Raw genomic sequence first — 22527 nt, 5'->3', positions numbered from 1 at the left:
CTTAATTGCACCACATATAGTTTATAGTTAGGCACAATAATATCAATTATTTACGAAAAACATAGCCCACATCAAGGTTATTTTTACGAAAACGTTTTAGCCAATTTCGGAAAAACGAACACTAGAAAGGTGCATTTCCGCAGGTATGAGCTTACGCTCCTATGGTAATTCTACTATTACTGGAAAATACAGCAAAATTTAAATCATTGAAAAATCACGAAGAAGGCATTACGTTATAGGTCGGATCCTCTTCTATATTGACTTCAATAATTCCTTTCGCATTGTGCAGTAACAATCTGCAGTCAGAACTGAGGTGCCTCAAAATCACCTTTTTACCCTGATTGGCGTATTTATCGGTTATTTTATGCAGAGCGTCGATCGCGGACATATCGACTACCCTAGATTCCTTAAAATCTATAATGATCCGATCCGGATCACCGTCCGGATCGAATTTTTCCAAAAAATTAGAAATCGACCCAAAGAATAGCGGACCAAATATCTCATAGACTTTATTTCCATAGATATCAATATCTTTTCGAGCTCGAATACGCTTTGCACTATCCCAGGCAAACACCAATGCAGAAATCACAACACCTACAAGTACGGCTAAGGCTAGGTTATGCAAAAATACTGTGATAGCGGCAACCAGTATACCTACAAAAATATCGGATTTAGGCATTTTATTTATTATCCGCAATGAGATCCATTCGAATGTACCAAATGCCACCATGATCATTACCCCAACTAACGCCGCCATAGGTATCTGCTCGATCAAAGGTGCTCCTACTAAAATTACCAGTAAAATCGTGCCTGCCCCAATAATTGCAGACAGTCTCGTTCTTCCTCCCGAGCTTAAATTTACAAGTGTCTGTGCGACCATAGCACATCCTCCCATACCACCAAAGAAGCCGTTTACAATATTGGCGGTACCCTGTGCCATTGCTTCTCGATTTGAATTACCTTTCGAATTGGTAATCTCGTCTACCATACTTAAGGTTAACAGCGATTCGATCAGACCTACACCCGCCATCACTAACGCATAGGGGAAAATAATCATCAACGTATCCATACTGAACGGCACCAACGGGATACGAAACGCAGGTAACGAACCGCTCACGCTCGCAATGTCGACCACCTTTTTGGTCTCGATACCACCAAAGAAGACCAATGCAAATACGACAAGGATAGCCACTAGGGAAGCTGGAATAATTTTCGTTATTCTCGGCAAGGCCACTACGATCAAAATAGTCAGTGCGGTAAGTCCCAACATGATATACAGCGGAGCACCATGCATCCAATGCGATGTTCCATTTCCGAGGGTTTTAAACTGCGCTATCTGAGCCATAAAAATAATAATGGCTAATCCATTGAGGAATCCGTACATGACAGGTTGGGGAATCAATCGAACGAATTTCCCGAGTTTCAAAAGGCCCACACCCAACTGCAGGATGCCGGCTAAAGCGACTGCTGCAAACAAGTATTCAACGCCATGGGACGCAGCCAGTGCAATGAGTACTACAACGGTAGCCCCCGCACCGCCGGATATCATAGCGGGCCTTCCTCCAAGAAATGCGGTCACTATTCCCATTAAAAATGCGGCGTAAAGACCCGTTAGCGGAGATAATCCTGCAAGAATAGCAAAAGATAACGATTCAGGAATCATTGTCATGGCAACAGTAAGACCCGCCAGAACCTCATTTTTGAGATTCGATTTTTGATTGATCCGAAAAATATCAGTAAGTGTCCGCATATGGCTGCGAAGTTAACCGAATTGCATCATTTCTCCCAATTCCAACGTTACTAGCAAAAATTTAAGAGGACAGCGCTTGTTTCAATAAACGTTCACCTTCGGCACTAAAGTGCAACGTGAGCGCCATTTGTGTACCTTGCCCGCTCATCTTGGATAACGTCTTTTCCAAAATAGCAATCATTTTTTCTTCGGATTGTTTAGCGATCAGTTCATCATATTGGTATTGTAGAAATAATAAGCACAATGCATCTTCCATAGTCTGCACTTCGTCGTCTTTTTTTATCGCCTTTTTCTGTACAATTTCTTTTACGCGTTTAATCGTAACGTCATCGTAGTCTATTGAAAGCAATATTTCTTCTGCTTTTTGCGCATGAAATTTGGCAAGGTCGCTACGCCAGGTGAGGTATCCGACACGCCCCTCCGGATAGCTATCCCGCGGAATCTCCCAACGACCGATATGCTGACAGCGCGAAGCCAACAGCAATGCTTCGGTCGCATCTGGGCGTAGCTCTTTAATCCATTCATGAAGCTTGATGGCGTAAAAATATTCAATCGGATAATCTTGTCCCGAATTACTAATATGAATAGGTGATTGACGATTATAGGAATCGAACAATGCAAAGGCTTCGTCTAATTTTGCCATAAGGAGGTAGTATAAAGAATGAATAACTAATTCATTCGGGAAAGATAGCAAAAAAAATAATTTTATTCCAACACTACTTCCACCACGACCGGAAAGTGATCTGATGGCATGCGTGTTTCATATTGACGGAAGGAAAGTTCCTTCGGAAAATCTCCTTTTTTAATTTCTTCTGTTTGTGTTGTCGGGCTTCTATAAGAGTCTGTCAATACCCCATACTTATTTACGGATACGCCCGAAGTAACGAAGATGTGATCGATACGACTATCGGTCATCAGATTACTATCAAAAGCATTGAAAGTTCCATTTAACGCATAGCGTTCCTTCGTGTGTTCGTGACTATCTTTTACAAATTTTGAGTCGGCTAGTATCCGGTAGATCGTGTTGTTCTGGTCCACATTGAAATCTCCTGTCAGAAAAGCCGGATCACCGCCAACCATCTCCTTCATCTTTTTGATGACAAGCCGAGCGCTTTCTTCCCGGGCAACGATGCCCACATGATCCATATGGAGGTTGAAGAACCATGATTTGCGTCCGGTGGCGATCTCTAACAATTGTGCCCAGGTACATATGCGGGGTAAGGAAGCATCCCAACCTTTCGACGGAACGTCTGGTGTTTCTGAGAGCCAAAAGGTTCCCGAATTTATCAGTTTAAATTTGTCCTTTTTATAGAAGACAGGCGCAAACTCCCCCTTGTCTACACCGTCATCACGTCCTATCCCTACCGATGCATACTCGTCAAGGCCTTGGTTCAGGTCAGCGTATTGTCCTTTTAGCACTTCCTGCGCCCCGAAAACATCAAATTCATGAAACTTGATCAGAGACAAAATGACGGGCAATCGCTTATCCCATCCATTCCCCTTTTCTTTATCGCCCTTGTTGTCATATCGCACATTAAATGTCGCCACTTTCCATGTATTCTGTGCTTGCGACAAGAAAGGCACGAGAAGCATTACCGTTAACAAAAATAATAAGACGCATCTGCTATTATATCGTCGTGTCATCATCGTTATTTTTTTGATTTTGTGTGTTGTAATTCTTTGGTAAATGAATAAGGCATATCCTCCGGTTGCGTACCTCTTGTTAGATTAGGACTTGTCGACATCTTAAAGACCAGCTCTCCACCTTTCATCAAGTCAGCATACTTCAGATAATTATGTGTATACGATTTTCCATTCACCTTCATATCATCTACATAAATAGATTGATCATCAGGCGCTTTAGAAGAAATGATCACCGTTTTGCCATTCTCCAGTTTAAGGGTGACTTTTTTAAATTGCGGTGAACCAATGGCATATTCGCCCGATCCCGGAGCTACAGGGTAAAATCCCAATGACGAGAAGACGTACCATGCAGATGTCTGCCCGTTGTCTTCATCACCACAATACCCATCTGGAGCAGCAGAGTACAGCTTATCCATGATCTGTCTTACCCAATATTGTGTCTTCCATGGCTGTCCCCCATAATTGTACAGATAGGGCATATGTTGGATCGGCTGGTTACCATGTGCGTATTGGCCCATATTCATAACTTGCATCTCTCTCATTTCATGGATCATACGCCTGCTTTTCATTCCCTCATGACTTGGTACAGCAAATACCGTATCTAGCATAGCTATAAATCTGTCATTCCCCCCCATTAAGTCAATCAATCCCTGTGGATCGTGGAAAACACAAAAACTCCAATGCCAGGCGTTACCTTCTGTGTATGCCCTGGTCCAATCACTGGGATAAAAAGGGGAAACGAACGTACCGTCACTATTCCGGGCACGCATCAGCTGCGTCTCTCTATCGTAGAGATTTTTATAGTTAAGTGCTCTTTTTGCGTAAATATCAATCTCCGATTCTGGTTTTTTTAGGGCTTTACCGAATTGATAAATACACCAGTCTGCATATGCATATTCGAGTGTACGTGCAACATGCTGGCTGAGTTCATTATCCGCCGGGATATACCCTTTGTCGTTGTACAGATCAAATCCAGCTCTACCGGTAGATGAATTGGTCGGATGCACGTGATTAGCACCGTGGTTTACCGCTTGCCAAAGAATCTCCGCATCGTAGCCTTTGAGTCCACTTAAATATGCGTCGGTCACAACAGATGCCGAATTATTCCCGATCATGGATGCCCGGTGCCCCGGACTAGCCCATTCTGGTAAAAAGCCACTTTCGCGATAAGCATTGACAAGTCCCTCTTGCATTTTTTCGTTCATCGACGGGTAGACGAGATTCAGCAAGGGAAATAAGCTACGGAAGGTATCCCAGAATCCGGTATCGGTAAAGAGATAACCCGGTAACACCTTGCCATTGTACGGACTGTAGTGTACCCTGTTGCCCTGCGCATCGATCTCCGAGAAATCTCTGGGATACAACGTCGAACGATACAAACAGGAGTAAAAAGTTCTGATTTTATCGATGTCATCATCCTCGATTATTATTTTCCCTAGCACCTCGTTCCATTTTTTACGGCCAATTTGTTTGATCTGATCGAATGATTTTTTGTCCACTTCCCGAAGATTCAGTTCAGCCTGAGCATGACTAATGAAAGAGGAGGCTATACGTGCAGTGACCTGCTCGCCTCGCTTCGTACGGAAACCTATTAAACCTCCAGCATGCTGGTCTGTTGTTTCGCGTTCTCCTTTTTGGATTACTCCGCTCTTTACGGCAGCATGTGAGGCAAATGGTTTATCGAAAACGATCACGAAGTAATTTTTAAAATTATCCGGAACCCCTCCACTATTTTTAGTGGTGTATCCAATAATCTTATTTTCTTCCGGAATTATTTTTACGTAGGAGCCCTTATCAAAAGCATCAATCACAACATATGCGCTATCGCTTTCCGGAAACGTAAACCGAAACAATGAAGCCCTTTCTGTCGGCGTGATTTCTGTTGTCACATCATAATCCGCCAGGTACACACTATAATAGTATGGCTTTGCTATTTCAGCTTTGTGCGAAAACCAGCTTGCCCGTTTCTCCTCGTCGACATTGGGCTGTCCCGTGATCGGCATAATCGCAAACTGTCCGTAGTCGTTATTCCAAGGGCTAGGTTGATGCGTTTGCTTAAATCCTCTAATTTTATCGGCAGTGTAGGTATAAATCCAACCATCTCCCATCTTTCCCGTTTGCGGCGTCCAAAAGTTCATCCCCCAAGGCACAGCAATTGCAGGATACGTATTTCCAGTAGAGAGTTCGTATTTGGAGAGTGTGCCGACTAATGTACTGACATAATCGACCGGTTCCTTATATTGGGCAAAAGTAGAAGATGTAAAAAAAAGGTTACAAAAAAGAAAAGCAAGCACGATGTGTCTCGTATGGCGTCGACCCGCCTGATCATGGATTTTAATATCTTTAATCATAGATAGCAATAATTACAGTTTATAGGTGCGTGTAGGCGTTTTTAATATTTAAAATCGTTTTAGCAACCGCAATATACTAAATTATTCCAACTCTATCCTTTGTAAAAAAGCCTGAAGTACATTTGCCGGAATAGCCAAAGATGCCGTATGGCTATATCGCGCAATATTTAAACCTATGCATTTGCCATGCGTATTAAAAACAGGGCTTCCACATTCGTAACTATGGATGCGTGAATCGTGAAGAAATACACTTGAGAAACCATCTCTTCGGATGGATTTACCGCCCTTTATGTTGTTTGCCGGATGATTGCTTTCCCCAAATACTTTGTTTGTGAGGATCAAATCAGATGCTAAATTAGCTTCTCCTCTTATCCAAGAAACGGTGACGGTATCGCCCGGAAAATAATTCATAAACTCTTTATTAATTTTTTCCGCGCTTGCCACGTCATGACCATTCAATAGCACAATTTTATCGTCTTTCTTTAACCCTGCTATATACGCCGGTCCGAGGCTGTCCACATGCAATACAGTTGGCAACCCGTTGATCTCTTGTAGTCGTGCACTAATACTCCCCGAACTCTGCCATGCCGGCATACTTTGCGGAGCCATTCCTACCACTCCCTTTTTCGTATCTGTCGGAGAAATAGAAGTCCAAATAGCTCGTCCAATATCATCCTCTGTAAGCAGGCCATCAGCAATTGCTGTCTGACGAACTGTTTCACGTAATTGTATCGGAGCCTGCAGTGCTATTAGATCATTGTTCTTATCTCTAGCTATTACCTGTAATGGATATTCCTTCTTCCCGTATTTCAAAACTGGGTAGTGTCCCACAAGGCTACTCTTGCTTACGATAATCTGTTTATTTTTAGTGAGGGAAAATCCAGTACCCAGAACCTGTACCGAATCCGAGCTAATTGTACTTACTATCGTAAAGACGGGAAGAGACTTTTTCCGTGATTTTTCTACCGGGTTCGACAACGGCTGTGTTTGAAGTTTATCAATCAGGGGGTCTAATCCGATGGGATCTTCTACCGCGGGGTACTGATCGATACCTTCACTCTTTTGTAAAGCAGACCAGTATTTTCGGTAAATGTCTATAGGCACTTCATAATTTCGGCCCTCAGGACCATCGATACGGCTGTGCAAAGCTACCACACGTCCTAGGGCGTCAAACAGCGGACCTCCAGAGTCTCCTGGTTCCATAATACAGGAGCTCTGTACAAAACCATAGGTATCCAATGGATTGATGATGTGCCCAATCCGCAAAAACGGTTTACTCAAGCGTAACGTTTCGGGGTAAGACCAACCGAAGCACAACTGGTCTTCTACTAACGAGGAAGACCAGCCCATCTCGGCATAAGGCCAAGCCCCCTCTCCTTCCATCTTCATCATCGCGACATCCGGCAAATTCGTGGAGCTGTCGGTTACCAGTCTTCCCAATGCCCTCGCCGTCCCCGTTTTACCATCTGGAAATAACACCCGATACACGTTACCTGGTTTAGTCGCATGAGCAACGGTAAGGATATCTCCTTCAGCACTAACGACCACTCCGCTAAAGGGAGCCGCATTTTGTCGTTGCGTCAGGGAATCAATACCATACAGTTTAATACAAGCCGGGTATACTTTTTTTAGGATAGAGTCGGCAATCTGCCGATCAGGGATATCAACTTCGGAGACTGCATAAACGCTTCCATCCAAGCATAAAGCTGAAACAAAAAGAAACATCGCTATCCGCCGAGCAGTATCTCGAAAATTCATCGGACTGAAGAAATCATTACGTTGCATGAGGTCACTAAAAAATTAAATCGGCACAGCTAAAAAAACCGTGCCGATAAATATACTGACAATATTGAAAACATTAGCCTTTACGAGACTTTTTCGCGGACTCGACTAATTCGATCATTTCTAATTTGGTGTAATCTGCATTGCCATTTGATCCGTTAATACATCCGGATCTCACCTTCCCTGTCGAAGATAAATTTAACAGAAGTGCCAATGGTGACATGTTGTGGCAGGTACAGTGATTTTTGATTCTTTAAAAAAAAGAAGAAGGAGCCTCTCCGAAGGCAAAGACAAAAAGATTAAAAATTAGATTATGTCTCGATCAATGCGACAAGAGAAATTAATAAAAAAAATAGGGTCGTTTAAAAGAACAACCCTTTCAAAAGAAACTAAATTCAAAATTACCCAAACTGCCCTTTGATGTAATTAGCCGTTACTTCATTTTTCGGAAAATTGAAAATATCCTGCGTAGCACCTTCTTCTTTTATCTCACCCAAGTACATAAACACAGTCTTGTCTGCAATACGTTGCGCCTGTTGCATATTATGGGTAACAATGACAATGGTATACTTTTCTTTTAGATGGGTTATCAGTTCTTCGATTTTCAATGTACTTACTGGATCGAGTGCCGAACAGGGTTCGTCCATCAGAATAACCTCCGGACGGAGTGCTACCGCACGCGCGATACATAGTCTTTGTTGTTGTCCGCCTGACAATCTTGTTGCGGGCATTTTCAGATCATCCTTCACTTCTTCCCACAGGAATGCTTCGCGCAATGCTTTTTCTACCACATCTTTGCCATGAGGCAGATTATTGATTCGCAAACCGTACGCAATGTTCTCATATATACTTTTAGGAAAAGGGTTGGCCTTTTGAAATACCATTCCTATCCGCTTCCTAATTTCGGTGACAGGTACTGTTTTGTCGTATAGATCGAGTTCCTCAAGCTTCAGTTTTCCGTCAATATGTGCGTAAGAGAAAAGGTCGTGCATTCTATTAAAACTTCGGAGCAGCGTGCTTTTACCACAGCCCGAAGGGCCGATCAATGCTGTTATTTCGTGCTCATTGAAGGAAACATTAATGCTTTTTAGAACCTGCTTGGTTCCGAAGCTTAAATTAAGCGATTCAGCTGAAAGTTTAGTTCTCATTTTTCCTGTATTTATAGCGGAAGTAAAAAGCAGTTAGATTCATTAAAAACACAACAATAACCAACACCAAAGCCGTTCCATAGGCTATAGGCCGCACTTCTTCTATGGACTGATGTTGTGTAGAGAGCATATATAAATGGTAAGGCAGCGCCATAAATTCTTCATTCAGATATCCTGTAGATCTGTTGATATAAAACGCTGCACCGGTAAATAGAATAGGGGCCGTTTCACCAGCGGCACGCGACAATGTTAACACTACCCCTGTAAGAATACCTGGCATCGCCGAAGGCACTACAACGTCCTTAATGGTTTCGAATTTCGTAGCTCCTATGGCCAAGGCCGCTTCACGCGTACTGTTAGGAATACGTACCAATGCCTCTTCAGTAGTCGTGATAATATAAGGTAAAGACAATAGACCCAACGTCAAACCTGCCGCCAACATCGACGTTCCGAATTGTAACGCCTGTACAAATAAGGCCAACCCAAATAAACCGTAAATAATCGATGGTACACCTGACAGGTTACGAATAGAGGCTCTTATCGTACGTGTAAGCCAATTGTTTTCCGCGTATTCATTCAGATAGATTGCGCAGGAAACGCCAAACGGAATAGAAAAAAGCGCGGTAATCATCGTCAGTAGCACGGTACCTATAACAGGTGTAAAAACACCTCCTTTTGTCATCCCATCTGTCGGCACACTAAACACGAATTCCCAAGAAAGCTTACTGGCTCCTTTGGAAATGATTTCCCAGAGAACCACGAGCAGGAAGAAACAGACCAAGCAGGTGCTTAACAGTAAAGTGCTCCATTCTATTATAGACGCTATTTTTGGTGTTTTATACCGCATGATATTTTCGGAACTTGTTGATAAAATATTCACCCAACATATTCGCTATTAGCGTCATAAAGAACAACACGGTAGCAATCGCATATAAGGCATAATAATGTGTGGTTTGATAAGGTACCTCTCCCATTTCTATTGCTATGGTTGCAGTCATGGTCTTCACCGCATCAAACATTCCCGTTGGGAACATTGATGCATTACCAGTAGCCATCAGTACCGTCATCGTTTCACCAATAGCTCTACCTACCCCTAACATGATGGCAGCTATAATACCTGGAAATGCCGCAGGGATAACCACTTTGCGTAAGGTTTGCCATTTTGTAGCACCCACACCATAACTTGCTTCCTTATACGTATTTGGTACGGCATGTATTGCGTCTTCCGCTACCGTAATGATCGTAGGCAATGCCATGATTGCCAAAAGAATAGCTCCGTTAAGCGCGTTAAGGCCGTTTGATAAGTCTGCCATATCTGCAATCCGTGGGCTCAACACCACGATTCCTAAAAAACCGATAACTACCGATGGAATAGCAGCAAGCATTTCGATAGCCGGTTTGAGGATATTCTTCAAACGGGGACTGGCGTATTCTGCTATAAAAGCAGCGGTACCTATTCCCAGTGGAATCGCAATTACCATGGCTCCCAGGGTAACCAATGTTGTACTGAGAATCAATGGAAGCATACCGTACTTTGGTGTTTTTCCCGTTGGATTCCACTCCATGCCCGTGATAAAATCCAATGGCCTAACATCTAAGAAGAACGAAAAGGAATTATAGATCAACATCAAAAATATACCACCCAACAAGGCCAAAACCAACAGACCTGTGGCTTTAAAAACTATTTTGAATAGGTTGTCTAACGAAATACGGGTTTTATATCTCATACTTGTCTGTTTTTTAGAAACCGCCACCCAGAGGGCTAGTGAATTCAAATGTATATCGATAAAATTTTATTCTATAATATAGTAACCGTGCGCTTCGATCAACTGTTTGCCCTGTGGGCTTCTCTCAAAATCGACAAGTGGTTTCACTTTATGCCATGATTTTTCAATCACAAATTGATAGAGCGGACGTTGAAAAAAATAGAGCCGATGATTGATGGATTCGGGGTCTGTCGGAGAACGCGCAATTTCTGTCTCCGACTCTTTTATCTTTAAAATCTTAACGCTCTGATTTGCGTTAGCTTCATGTGCCACATAACCAGCCCCGACATAACCTATACCAGATTTATCGGCCTTCACGCCTTCGAGAATTTGAGCATTTCCGGTCATTTCCTTTGCCGCCGTTGAAAATTCAATATTCAGTTTCTTTTTGACAAATGAATGTGTACCCGAACTGCTCTGACGCCCGTAAATATTGATGGGAAGATGAGTTGTTGTTAGTTCAGACCAATTTCGGATTTCTCCTTTCAGAATTTTCCCCAAAGTTAGCACATCGATTTCTTCCAGCGGAAGATCCCGATGCACTACAAAAGCAGTAGCGTCTTCGGCGAACACAATGGTACGTAGAGCAATACCTTTGTTTTTGAATTGTTGTATTTCTTCTTCCGATAATGGACGGGAAGAGTTTGCAATATCTGCCTGGCCATTAAGCAATGATGTAATCCCCAGCCCGGAGCCTCCGCCCGAAATCGCAATATTAAATGCAGGATCGATTGCTGCAAATTTTTCAGCGAGATTAACGGCTAGGTTTACTTCCGTATCTGAGCCTTTCATCTTTATGGAATTATCCCGATTACCACAACTCGTAAAGAGCGTCAATCCCAAGAACACGGAAAGAAACAGAATCCAATTAACTAGCCCTCGCTCCATGCAGCAAATCTCCTATTCTGGTATTGTATTTACGTTAGGTTAATGTTAACAAAATATTAATATTTATTTACTTGCTTCTAAATTTACAGCTTAGATTTCCACCAAAATAATAGACATATATCTTTTATTCCCCTCTGCCGCCCGTGTAAATTCCTTCGTTGAGCGGCTACCTCGAGAAAAATACCGGTAAGCTTTTCATCCCGCACAGGTATATCCCAATATCCAAACCATCCTTCGTTTCGTATCAGAATACCTCGTCACCATATTCCTGACCGAAATCAGGCATACCGTCATTTGTCCATTTTAACACCCGCACACGGGTATGACGATTGGGATCATACAATGGCTCACCATCTATCTCTTTATAATCACGGGCATGATAAACCATAATATCTGTGCTACCGTCTTCCGATGTTGTAAAGCTGTTATGTCCTGGGCCAAAGCGACGTAATTTTTCATTCGTAAAAAAAACAGGCTCACGCAGCTTATGCCACGACGCAGGATCCAAAAGATCCGATTTTTCATCAGCCCAAAGAAGACCTATACAATAGGAAGCGTCCGTCGCACTCGCAGAAAAAGTTAAAAACACCTTTCCATGACGAACGAGTACTGCGGGTCCCTCGTTCACTTTATGACCTTTCATTTCCCAATCATATTGAGGTTGGCTAATAACCACCTGCCGATCATCCAATTTTGTTGGATTGAGCATCTTAGCAATATACAAACCGGTATTAACAACCGTGTCCGAGGCCCGATCTACCCAGATCATATAGCGTTGTCCCTTCAAGGCAAAGGTTGTTGCATCCAGCGAAAATTCATTACGATGGCTTTCCATCTCCCCCTCTTCTCTCCAATTGCCCTCGGTCGGGTTTTTGGAGGTATTTGATAACACATATTTACGAATCTTCCATTTATCCTTAGCCGAGCCCGCCGCAAAATAGATATACCATTTTCCGTCTATCTGATGAAGTTCCGGAGCCCATATATGACTACCCATTATGCCTTCACTATGTTTCCGCCATACGACTATTCCTTTGGCATCCTTAAGACCATCGAGTGTCTTTGATTGACGTATTTCAATACGATCATACTCCGGAACGGTAGCAATAAAATAATAAGTACCATCGATTCCTCGCGTGATAAACGGATCAGCACGCTGTGGAATAAAAGGGGCTACATCAGGTTGTTGCACAGCTTCTTGAGCAGCACTAAGGCCTACCGATAGGGTACAAACGAATAAGATACAAATTTTTAAAAGCGCTTTCATTATTTCTTTATAGGGTTAATTTCTTATTAGCCAGAACATATAATTTACACAGTTCGGTTTATAACTTGCATAACAAACTTAGATAAATTTGCCGTTCCGTGCAATTATAATCGCGTTGAATAAAAATGTAAATTTATCGGTTTACCTACGGTGAGCTCCCTACGGTCGGTTCTCCTCGGCTTTGATAACTTATTTATAGCGGAAATATAATGAAACACAATTAAAAGTTAGTACTACATTAGTTTTAAGTAAAAAGTGAATCTATCTTACTCAAAAACCGATCATTACCTATTTAACAACAAACTAACCATAATAAAAGGCCCTACCGCTTTGGGGTCATTGTCACGAATAGGCTCACTGATATAATATTCAAAACTTCCGTCTCTGTAATTCTTTTCCCCACCAAGACCAGCAACGGAACAACAGTCTGTTATTGAGCAAGTACCATCTTCTTCCGTTTTTACAAACTGTGCCAAATACTGGTCGTATGCTTTTTTGCCCTTTTCCAAGTAGTTCTCATTTAGATATCCTTTTTGAGCTCCTTTTATCCAAGCATAAATAAACATGATCGAACCTGTAGATTCTAGGTAATTCCCTTCTCTATATCCCAAGTCTGTTACCTGATACCACATCCCTGTTTCAGGGTCTCGAAATTTCTCCAGAGAAGCAGCGAGTTCTTGCAATATTTTTATAATCTCCGGTCTGCTTGTATGATTCGCCGGTAAAAAATCCAATACATCAACGATAGACATCATATACCAACCGATACTTCGTGACCAAAAATGTGGTGATAAACCCGTATTGGGATCACTCCAGCGCTGTTGCTTGCTTTCATCCCACCCGTGAAAGTAAAGACCCGTTTTTGGATCGTATAAGTGTTTACGTACATCCGTAATTTGCAGTGCAACATCTGTAAACAAAGCCTGCTCGTTATTTTCTTTTGCATACTGCGCTAGAAAAGGTCCGGCCATATACAGACCATCAAGCCAAACCTGATGTGGATATACTTTCTTATGCCAAAAACTACCGCCCGAAGTACGGGGATGGGTGCGCATTTGTTCACGTTGCAGTTCTATCGCCGTTACAAATCGCTGTTCACCTGTTTTATTTAAGATGGGAAAAAGAATTTTGCCTGTATTTACCCGATCAATATTGTAATCTAAGGCGTTGTAGGTTTTGATTGTTCCATCCGTATTTACCATCGTATCCGCATAGTCATATACATAATCATAATATTTTGTATTTCCCGTCTTATCCCACACCTGTAAGATAGATTGCATGACCAGACCATGGCAATAATTCCACTTCAGGGCTTTCGAAAAGTCAATCATCCAAGCTTCAGGATTACGTTTCATATCCGAGTCAGCCATTTTTATTGCATTGGCTTGCGCCATTCCCTCCAGCGATGCCCATACACACATCATTAGCATGAACATTCGCATTATTATCAATTTAGTTAATCTCATCGTTGACATCATTTTCTAAGCTATATTTGGATTTTGAGGAGTCACGGATTGTGCATACAGGGCAGCCGAACTACATAGCGTAACGAATATTGCCATGCCTGCAAATACGATTCCTTTGAAATTAAAAATTCTCATTATTAAAAAATAAGTTTAAACTAGATTGACAAGCCACAGACTTGTTTCAAACGACTATAGGTCATTCAAACCGACGTCAGTGTTATATTTAAATTTAAAGAATTTGTAACGTTAGTTCCCTCAGATCTTCCGCTGTAGAGCTCCCACCGACAAAAACCCTAAATTTTCCCGAGAACACATCAACTAGCTGATTGGATTCATTCCAAAACTCAAATTGCTTGCTCGATAACCAGATTTTTGCTTCATGTTTCTCTCCAGCTGGAATATGAACCCGCTGCACCGCCCGAAGGGATTTTATGGGTCCTTCATCCTGATCATCTACCCGTTTGATATAAACCTGAACAATTTCATCTCCATCGATCGTGCTAGAATTTGCGATCGGAACGGTGAGGCAAACCGAATCTCCCACAACGAATGTTTCCCGATCAACCATCGGTGTCCCATAATCAAACCGACTGTAACTTAAACCGTGTCCAAAAGGAAAAAGTGGTTTTTCTTTTAGGTATCTATACGTTCTTCCTGTCATATCATAATTCTCAAAATCTGGAAGCTGGGTGGTGTCCCTGTAAAAGGTCACTGGTAATCGGCCCGAAGGATTATACGCGCCAAAGAGCACGTCGGCCACTGCACGTCCTCCTGCCTGACCTGGATACCAGGCTTGCAAGATAGCTTCACAACGTTCGGTTTCAGGAGCCAAACCGATCGGGGAACCAGAGCAATTTACGAAAACAACCTTTTTACCAACTTTGCTTAGGGCAGCTAAAAATTCGCGTTGCACGGTCGGCAATTCAATATCTATACGATCTCCGCGCTTGAACCCCGGAAAATCCACACCCATTTCTTCACCTTCCAAAGAAGGTGAAATACCCCCAACGAATACCACTACGTCGACATCGGCCACACGTGCAAGTGAGCGCTGTATATCTATTACCTCCCGATATCCAAGGTCAAAATTCAACTGCGCATCTCCGTTATGATGGGCAAAATCCAATTGTATATCATACTGTTTTCCTTTCTGCACTTTCATTGTATGGTTTATCTTTCGAGCACCGTGACCCGTTCTGGCAGTTTTAACTTCCTTTCCATCAACTAATAAACTTACAACGCCGTTGACATACAGCTGTAGTGTAACCTCGCCTGTTTTGTCGGGTTTAAACGTACTTCTATAACTTGCAGAAAAATCGGTCAGCTCAACATTTGGAGCAAACACTGTAGCACCTGAGGTGCATAACGCAAAAGGTGTTTTCATCAGTTGCTTTGCCACCATACTGCCGGTTCTTTCCTTATTATTCCAATAGTGTGCTGCGAATCCAGCTCCCTCCTCCGAAAAACACTGACTGTATGCACTCTCCATGATGATATTCTCTACTAGGCCAGACCCTTGTTCATAAACCAGTTCGTCGTCTTTCCCCAACGCCTGCTGTATACCCGCTAAAATGGTAATCGTTCTCTTAGGTGTTCCGTTATAGTTCCCCCATTGCATCACCGAGTCCTGCGCATTCGGCCCCATCACCGCCACTTTTAATCCTCCTCTTTTTAAGGGGAGGATTTTGTTGTTATTTTGCAATAAGGTCATCGATTTACGTGCCATTTCCAGCGCTATACTATCATGAGACTCGGATGCGATGACATCCGAACTAATTTTAGACCAAGGAACATCGTTCGGAGAATCCATTTCTCCGAGTCTAAATCTAGCCAACAACAACCTACTAACGGAGACATCAATGTCTTTTTCTTGGATATGGCCGTCCTTAACCGCATCAATCAATGCCTTATAACTTGATCCACAATCCAGATCCGTACCACTTAATACCGCTTTGGCGGACGCTGTGATTGCATCCGGATGTGTTTTATGCGCATTTTCTTTGTAAAAATCTGCTATCGCTCCGCAATCTGCTACCACGACACCTTTAAATCCCCATTTTTCCCGAAGGATCTGCATTAACAATTGATCGCTGCCGCAGCAGGGTTCACCTTCAAAGCGGTTATACGCACACATCACTTCCATTACATTTCCTTCCTTTACCAATTTCTCAAAAGCAGGTAAATAAGTCTCGTATAGATCTCTTGGTCTGATATTGGCCGCGTTAAATGAATGTCTGTTCCACTCCGGCCCGGAGTGTACGGCAAAGTGCTTTGCACAGGCATGAATTTTATCGTATCCATCCTTAGACACACCCTGCAAACCTTTAACCGCTGCAAGTCCCAGTACACCCGTTAGATACGGATCTTCTCCATATGTTTCAATTCCGCGCCCCCATCTAGGGTCCCTAAAAATATTGATGGTAGGCGTCCACATAGTGAGCCCCTGATATCGGGCATAACTCCCTTGCGCAGCATACTGATGGTGCTTTGCACGCGCTTCATCCGACACGGCATTAAACACGTCAAAAATTGCATCACTATCAAAAGAAGCAGCCATACCGATTGGTTGTGGAAAAACCGTCGCCTGTCCCGATCGAGCTACCCCATGCAGTGCTTCATTCCACCAGTTATAACCTTTAATCCCTAGTCGATCGACTGGTTGGGAAACGTCTTGCATCAAACCTACTTTTTCCTCCACCGTCAATCTTTTTAGCAAATCTGCTACGCGGGCCTCCATGTCCAACATCCTATTCTGAAAAGGTAATTGCTGCCCATACGAGAAAAAAGGTGCCGCAAGTAATAATAAACAAAAAGTAAGTATGTTCATAAAATTGATTTCGGTTATCTTCATTATTTCCAGTTTATATTTTTGAGTGATTCAATAACAGTTGCAACCGGTTGCGACTATAGTTAACACTTTACGATTAGCTAGCATTCAAATTTAAACATAACTAGTTTTTTTGATGTACATTTATTGTTCATTCTTGTACATTTTTTTTGACACATTGAACGGTTATATACGGAGAAGAAAACCTAAAAACGGTGTTTATCAAAACATTAAGTCAGAAAACACCAAAATAATCCTCACGGCGAGTATCCATCCGTTTTGCAAAAAAGCTAGATAGTGGTGTTTTCACGATCTGTATTCCTGAACCGATGTTGATCTGCTCACGCAACTGTACGACAAAAAAATATCCTGAAGCGGGAGCTCCAGGATATTTTAATTAACCAATTATTAACCTAAATTATGAGCTATTATAACGCCCACTCTGCATTATTTAGTACAACTTGTATGTCAAACTAATGTCATTTCAAAATTTATCTCTTATTTTTTGTTCAAGTGTTTCCCTCAACCGGCTTTCGTCACTATTATCAAGCATGTATTCTTAGGTTCGTTCTTGAAGGTAGGATTCAATTCTTTCGACCATGTCCTTACTGCCGCAATACAATGCCGTACGCTGGTGCAGCTCAGTAGGCGTCAAATCCAATATGCGCTGCACACCGTCAGAAGCTTTCCCTCCTGCCTGCTCCACAATAAATGCTACCGGATTTGCTTCATACATCAGGCGCAGCTTGCCGTTGGCATGAGAAGAGGTGTTGGGGTATAGAAATACGCCTCCTAACAAAAGGTTGCGGTGGATATCTGCTACCAACGATCCAATATACCGTGCGATATAAGGGCGCCCCGTTGCCTCATCCTCTTCTTCGCAGTACTTAATATATTTTTTTACCCCTTCCGGAAACTTACGGTAGTTACCCTCATTAACGGAATAAATCCTTCCTTGAGCCGGAATTTTAATTTCTGGATGCGACAGACAGAATTCGCCAATACTGGGATCAAGGGTAAATCCATTCACGCCTTTCCCTGTAGTGTACACCAGCATCGTTGACGAACCATAAATAATATAACCTGCAGCGACCTGTACGGCTCCTTTTTGCAGAATATCCGACAACGTTGCTTCCCCGCTCATAGAGATACGCCTATAGATCGAAAATACAGTTCCTACAGATACATTGACATCAATATTGCTCGATCCATCGAGTGGATCAATGCAGACAACGTATTTTGCATTTTTGGAAACCTCAGACTGTATACATATGGGATTTTCATGCTCCTCCGACGCGACTACACAGCATTCTCCCCCACTACGCAAGGCTGCAATAAATTGCTCATCGGCGTATACATCCAACTTCTGCTGTCCTTCGCCCTGTATATTTACCTTACCTGCAGCACCCAAGATATCCGCCAATCCCGCTTTGTTCACCTCACGGTTTACTATCTTCGCGGCAATACCGATATCACGTAATAAACGGGAGAACTCGCCCTTTGCATATGGAAAATCCGCTTGCTTTTCTATTATAAACTGGCCTAATGTTTTAAATACTGTCATGATATGTGAATTAGTGGCTTGTAGGTTCCATAAAGGTAATCAATAGCCTGCAAAAAGCACGTCAATACCCTATTTTACAGCACAAATTCTACGCAATCGTTATCGATTTGTAGATGATTCGCTTCTCTCTATCATATCGCAACTTCGGGAGCGGTAAGCTCAACCTAGCCGTACTACTTTAGTATTGACAGAGACCAGGTTCGTTGCCATCGATCTGTTGGCGATACCACGACAATCCCCTCCTTCTCTTCCAATAGTCCGCTGTGTTGCTCCGTGTCGTTTACACCACACCAGGGTTCCAAGCAGATAAAAGATGATCCTGGTGCAGACCACAGGCCGAGGTATGAAAATCCTTCAACAGCAAACCCTACAGCATAGTCTTCCTGTCTGTTACCCAGTATTATTTTCTTAGACAAGAGATTCTTCAACACCCAAGCATCATCCCGGAACATGTTTCCACTTAATTGAAGGCGGTGGCCTTCCAGAGGATAAAACTCGGGCTGTGTGTGCAACAATCCATTCCGGAGGTAATATCGGGTCAGTGCACTATCATCGGGAAACTCCAAAAAGTAATCAGCCCACCCCCTGCGTTGCGAAAAATCCAGCTGCAGAGCGGGATGACCTCCTACGGAAAACAACATTTTTTCTTCACTGTTATTCCATACCTCATAAGTACAATACAATGTATCCTCTTCCAAGATGTAATGTACAAAAAAATCAAAATCAAAAGGGTATATGTCTTTCGTCTGCCTGTCTGCCCGCAAGACGAAGCTAAGTTCCGTCTTTGATTGTACAACCAAATCAAACGTATGGTCACGCGCAAAACCGTGTTTAGGTAGTTGATATTCCTGTCCATGGAGCCAATACCTACCGTTCTTTAAACCTCCTACGATCGGGAATAACACGGGAGAACTTTTGGTCCAAAAACGCGGGTCACGCTGCCAGATATACTCGCGCTTTGCATTCTTATTGTATATGCTCTGCAGTTCCGCTCCTTTTGGTACTACTTTTATCTTTAGTATATCGTTTTCAAGCATCTTTTTTAGGCATTAGGTGTCAGATATCAGGAGTGAGACATTACACATCTCTAACTCCTGCCGCCTAATCACTTATTAGACGCTTCTTTCTCCGCTACAACCTTGCGCAGTCCGTGACTCGAAAAGCGATGGCTGCGCTTATTGAAATAGATATCAATCTTCTCTTCGATACAATATTTACGGCCAGTAAAATCCCGGTCGCGATATTCTTCTCCGATAAAACGGACATTTATCGGCAATGCCTTAATCATATCAGCTAAATCCTGCTCTGTTTCATAGGGGATAATTTCGTCCACATAACGACATCCTTCCAGCTGTATGTAGCGTTCAACGACGGATTGCGTCGGTTTATTCTTTTCGGGCGATACCTCGGATGGATCCGTGTTAAGTCCCACGATTAAATAATCACAATTACGTTTTGCTTCCTCAAGCATCATAATATGACCCGCATGTAGCAGATCAAATACGCCAAAAGTTATTCCTATTTTCATTGTTCAAATTCAAAATTATCTTCGGTGAGCACATCGGCCCGGCTAAATTGAGGTACTTCGGGATAAATATACTAATTTTTAAGATTTCCTTTGTTAAAAACACATTAATTCTTCTATTGAAAACGCACTTTCAGCGGTATGAGATCTCCTTATCTATCCATTCTTTTTATTTCTTTGACCGCATGATCTACAGCATGTGCGGTAAGTGTTGGAATCTGCGTGGCGGTAGACGTCATACAGGCACCCATCGGTCACATATACATTCTTGCATAGGTGCAGCTGGTTTCACCTATTTAATAAAGATATCTTTGGATCATGGCCCCATGGGATAGTCGAGGAACTACCTTCTCATTTCTCCGCTATCACAGGTACGATCACCTCGTTTCCTTTTACCGAAAATTCATAGATTCCGGTCTGCGGATTCCACTGCTTTGTTACCGGCACGATACGTGTTCGTCTTGGCCTGACGTTATTTTCATCAACGTGAATGTGATAGGTATAATATAATTGCCCGTCTAGTCCCTCAAACAGATCACCATGCCCAGCACCATTCTCACCAACAATAGAACGATGGATAATAGGGTTATTTTTCTGCTTTTCCCAAGGACCATAAGGTGAATCAGCCACCGCATATCCCACCGAATAATCGATGTTCATGAAGTGATTAGCCGAATAGAACAAGTAATATTTATTTTTCAATTTCACAACGGTAGGCAGAAGTGTTTCGCTTGTCTTATCTCGAAGGGATGGACACCCAGGAGATATGTGAGACACTAGGAACCACCGTAAGCAACGTCTACTATGCCCGGTCAAAATCCCTGTCGGCTTTACGCCTCATCTTTAAGGAAAAAGATATCAGCCTATATACGGCTTTTTTATTGTGCCAGTTTCTTCAATAATGAATGCTGACGGACCGTATTCGGTTCCACTATTTTTGAAAATATTGCTGTTAAGTAAATCGATTCCTAAAGTTTGTGTTGTTTTAATTCATACGGACCAAAGATTTATCAATTTTAAAATTCCAATAAGTACACTTTAAATTTGGATAGTAACTTTGTATATTCAGGTGTAAGTAACGAAACCCCGATTCCGGTTTTGACCATCCTCGGGGTTCGGTAACTACTTCCTTAAACTATCAAACAAGTTTAACAATCCCCTCTTCGATGAATAGACACAACGAATAGGTTAAAATAGAATATCTAGAAACTTCTACCTAGTCTAAGAAGCGCATCCATACCGGTAATTCTTCAATGTTAATTATTAAATGGATCATCGATATCATCTAAAAACAGTCTAAATGTATTTGTCGGAATTCCAATATCCGTCAACAGAACACTGCCTGGCTTATTGGGATCATCAGCGGTTATCCTAAATGTACGGTTTTGGAACGGCGTGGTAAGCGCGTTCAGACCAGCCGTCCAATACGCGACACCAAATCCACCTCCTAAATTGTAAATACTTCCATCCAACGAGATTTTAACCTGATCTTCTGTTCCGGGAATCAACATGATATCGTGTGTAATCAGACCAACTACAGCCCCGTTTTGCAAAACATAAACCATACTTGTTAACCCGCTGTAAGTACCTATATAATAATTATTCAGCACAATGTTATTATTCGTCAAACTCGTACGGGCGTCGTTCCAAAAACTTTTACCAGTTGCTCCAACGTTATTATAGGACATTGACCATAAGTTGTCTTTAAACCACATATTGATAGGCGTAACTTGTGGCACAATTTTCACACTGTTATTAGCATCAGAATAATAACCCAAAGGATATTCTCCGTTGGGGGCGGTAAAACTTAATTTGTCGAATTTTGCACCTTGTAAATCCGCCTGTTCATAAAATTCCAAACCTCCAGGCACCACCCTGAAAGTTAACAACTTACTATTTGCGTCTGAAGCATCCTGAAATGTTCTTGAACTATATGTTAAAGGAGAAATTTCTCCACTACTATTTTCTAGATTAAACACTCCAAATTCTGCAAAGGATATACTTGCTTCCTGATATTCTACAGCTTTCGTTTCAAACTCAGTTCCAGATAAAGGTAACATCACAATTTCGTTGCCACTTTTCTTTCCCTTTAGAACAACCGAGTCTGCTGTAGCTTTTAACACTATAAACTCGAAGTCGCCCTTCATACCCGTATCATCCGCACCGATGCCCCCATTATCCAATCCCGGCTCCGAAAAATAATGGATCACTTTATTGAAGCCGTTAAATGTTAATACCGGCCCTGATTCTTGCACGACAGAATAGGAACTCGTAATGACGTCATCGTTAATATCTGAAGTCAAAGACACTTGTGCATTGGAAACAAATTTGGCAAAAATAGTATAACCTCCAAATTCACGCGTGCTACTCGGATAATATTTCATCATCCACCCAGCTTCGTTATCCTGTAAGACAGTATAGACATTAGCGATTGCCGCTGTCATTCTTTCCGATGCACTTTTATCAAAAATTCGATCCTCTTCCCGTTTACACGATGTAATTAGCATTACAGGAAGTATAAATGCTAATATTAAATATTTTAGTTTCAT

The 22527-nt window shown here is 42.2% G+C and carries 18 protein-coding genes; 1 reads left to right on the top strand and 17 read right to left on the bottom strand.

Going from position 1 to position 22527, the window contains the following annotated elements:
• Window positions 1-214: 214 nt before the first annotated feature.
• From C4F40_RS01035 to C4F40_RS00960, 16 genes are all read right to left on the bottom strand, one after another.
• Entirely contained in the window at window positions 215-1750 is a 1536-nt protein-coding gene (locus C4F40_RS01035; RefSeq protein WP_196937518.1) for a SulP family inorganic anion transporter, read from the bottom strand.
• 61 nt (window positions 1751-1811) lie between these two features.
• Window positions 1812-2393: a DUF4202 domain-containing protein gene (locus C4F40_RS01030; protein ID WP_196937517.1), complete on the bottom strand. Its 582-nt coding sequence runs from the start codon at window positions 2391-2393 to the stop codon at window positions 1812-1814.
• Between the two features lie 62 nt (window positions 2394-2455).
• A complete protein-coding gene (locus tag C4F40_RS01025; RefSeq protein WP_196937516.1) occupies window positions 2456-3397 on the bottom strand; it encodes an endonuclease/exonuclease/phosphatase family protein in 942 nt (313 codons plus the stop codon).
• Window positions 3398-3399: 2 nt separating this feature from the next.
• Window positions 3400-5745 carry a GH92 family glycosyl hydrolase gene (locus C4F40_RS01020; protein WP_196937515.1) on the bottom strand — a complete coding sequence of 782 codons (2346 nt, stop codon included), beginning with the start codon at window positions 5743-5745 and terminating at the stop codon, window positions 3400-3402.
• Window positions 5746-5826: 81 nt separating this feature from the next.
• Window positions 5827-7530, bottom strand: a complete 1704-nt coding sequence (locus C4F40_RS01015) for a trypsin-like peptidase domain-containing protein (RefSeq protein ID WP_196937514.1) — start codon at window positions 7528-7530, stop codon at window positions 5827-5829.
• 398 nt (window positions 7531-7928) lie between these two features.
• Window positions 7929-8675, bottom strand: coding sequence for a phosphate ABC transporter ATP-binding protein PstB (pstB, locus tag C4F40_RS01010; RefSeq protein ID WP_196937513.1), 747 nt, complete (start codon window positions 8673-8675; stop codon window positions 7929-7931).
• Complete coding sequence (pstA, locus tag C4F40_RS01005) at window positions 8665-9522, bottom strand: phosphate ABC transporter permease PstA (protein WP_196937512.1); 858 nt, start codon at window positions 9520-9522, stop codon at window positions 8665-8667. Before pstA ends, pstB begins: the two co-directional genes overlap by 11 nt.
• Complete coding sequence (gene pstC / locus C4F40_RS01000) at window positions 9512-10402, bottom strand: phosphate ABC transporter permease subunit PstC (RefSeq protein WP_196937511.1); 891 nt, start codon at window positions 10400-10402, stop codon at window positions 9512-9514. Before pstC ends, pstA begins: the two co-directional genes overlap by 11 nt.
• 66 nt (window positions 10403-10468) lie before the next feature.
• Window positions 10469-11329, bottom strand: a complete 861-nt coding sequence (locus tag C4F40_RS00995) for a PstS family phosphate ABC transporter substrate-binding protein (protein ID WP_196937510.1) — start codon at window positions 11327-11329, stop codon at window positions 10469-10471.
• 244 nt (window positions 11330-11573) lie between these two features.
• Entirely contained in the window at window positions 11574-12596 is a 1023-nt protein-coding gene (locus C4F40_RS00990) for a glycoside hydrolase family 43 protein (protein WP_196937509.1), read from the bottom strand.
• A 284-nt stretch (window positions 12597-12880) separates the two neighbouring features.
• The gene (locus tag C4F40_RS00985; protein ID WP_196937508.1) at window positions 12881-14062 is read right to left on the bottom strand and encodes a glycoside hydrolase family 88/105 protein; all 1182 of its coding nucleotides are present in this window, start codon (window positions 14060-14062) and stop codon (window positions 12881-12883) included.
• 229 nt (window positions 14063-14291) lie between these two features.
• Window positions 14292-16913: a xylan 1,4-beta-xylosidase gene (xyl3A, locus tag C4F40_RS00980; RefSeq protein WP_231389877.1), complete on the bottom strand. Its 2622-nt coding sequence runs from the start codon at window positions 16911-16913 to the stop codon at window positions 14292-14294.
• A gap of 535 nt (window positions 16914-17448) precedes the next feature.
• Window positions 17449-18453 (bottom strand): class 1 fructose-bisphosphatase, encoded by a 1005-nt coding sequence (gene fbp / locus C4F40_RS00975; RefSeq protein WP_196937507.1) that lies wholly within the window; start codon window positions 18451-18453, stop codon window positions 17449-17451.
• A 173-nt stretch (window positions 18454-18626) separates the two neighbouring features.
• The gene (locus tag C4F40_RS00970) at window positions 18627-19490 is read right to left on the bottom strand and encodes an aldose 1-epimerase family protein (protein ID WP_196937506.1); all 864 of its coding nucleotides are present in this window, start codon (window positions 19488-19490) and stop codon (window positions 18627-18629) included.
• Window positions 19491-19558: 68 nt separating this feature from the next.
• Window positions 19559-19981, bottom strand: a complete 423-nt coding sequence (locus C4F40_RS00965) for an adenylyltransferase/cytidyltransferase family protein (protein ID WP_196937505.1) — start codon at window positions 19979-19981, stop codon at window positions 19559-19561.
• 348 nt (window positions 19982-20329) lie between these two features.
• Window positions 20330-20686, bottom strand: coding sequence for a family 43 glycosylhydrolase (locus C4F40_RS00960; protein WP_196937504.1), 357 nt, complete (start codon window positions 20684-20686; stop codon window positions 20330-20332).
• A 14-nt stretch (window positions 20687-20700) separates the two neighbouring features.
• Here C4F40_RS00960 and C4F40_RS21720 point away from each other — a divergent pair, with 14 nt between their 5' ends.
• Window positions 20701-20880: a sigma factor-like helix-turn-helix DNA-binding protein gene (locus C4F40_RS21720; protein ID WP_390881601.1), complete on the top strand. Its 180-nt coding sequence runs from the start codon at window positions 20701-20703 to the stop codon at window positions 20878-20880.
• Between the two features lie 354 nt (window positions 20881-21234).
• On the opposite strand, the gene C4F40_RS00950 is transcribed toward C4F40_RS21720, so the two are convergent.
• Window positions 21235-22527 carry a DUF4302 domain-containing protein gene (locus C4F40_RS00950; RefSeq protein WP_196937502.1) on the bottom strand — a complete coding sequence of 431 codons (1293 nt, stop codon included), beginning with the start codon at window positions 22525-22527 and terminating at the stop codon, window positions 21235-21237.

Source organism: Sphingobacterium pedocola (assembly GCF_015209965.1).
In the GTDB taxonomy this organism is placed as follows: domain Bacteria; phylum Bacteroidota; class Bacteroidia; order Sphingobacteriales; family Sphingobacteriaceae; genus Sphingobacterium; species Sphingobacterium pedocola.
This window is presented reverse-complemented; position numbering and strand designations above follow the sequence as displayed.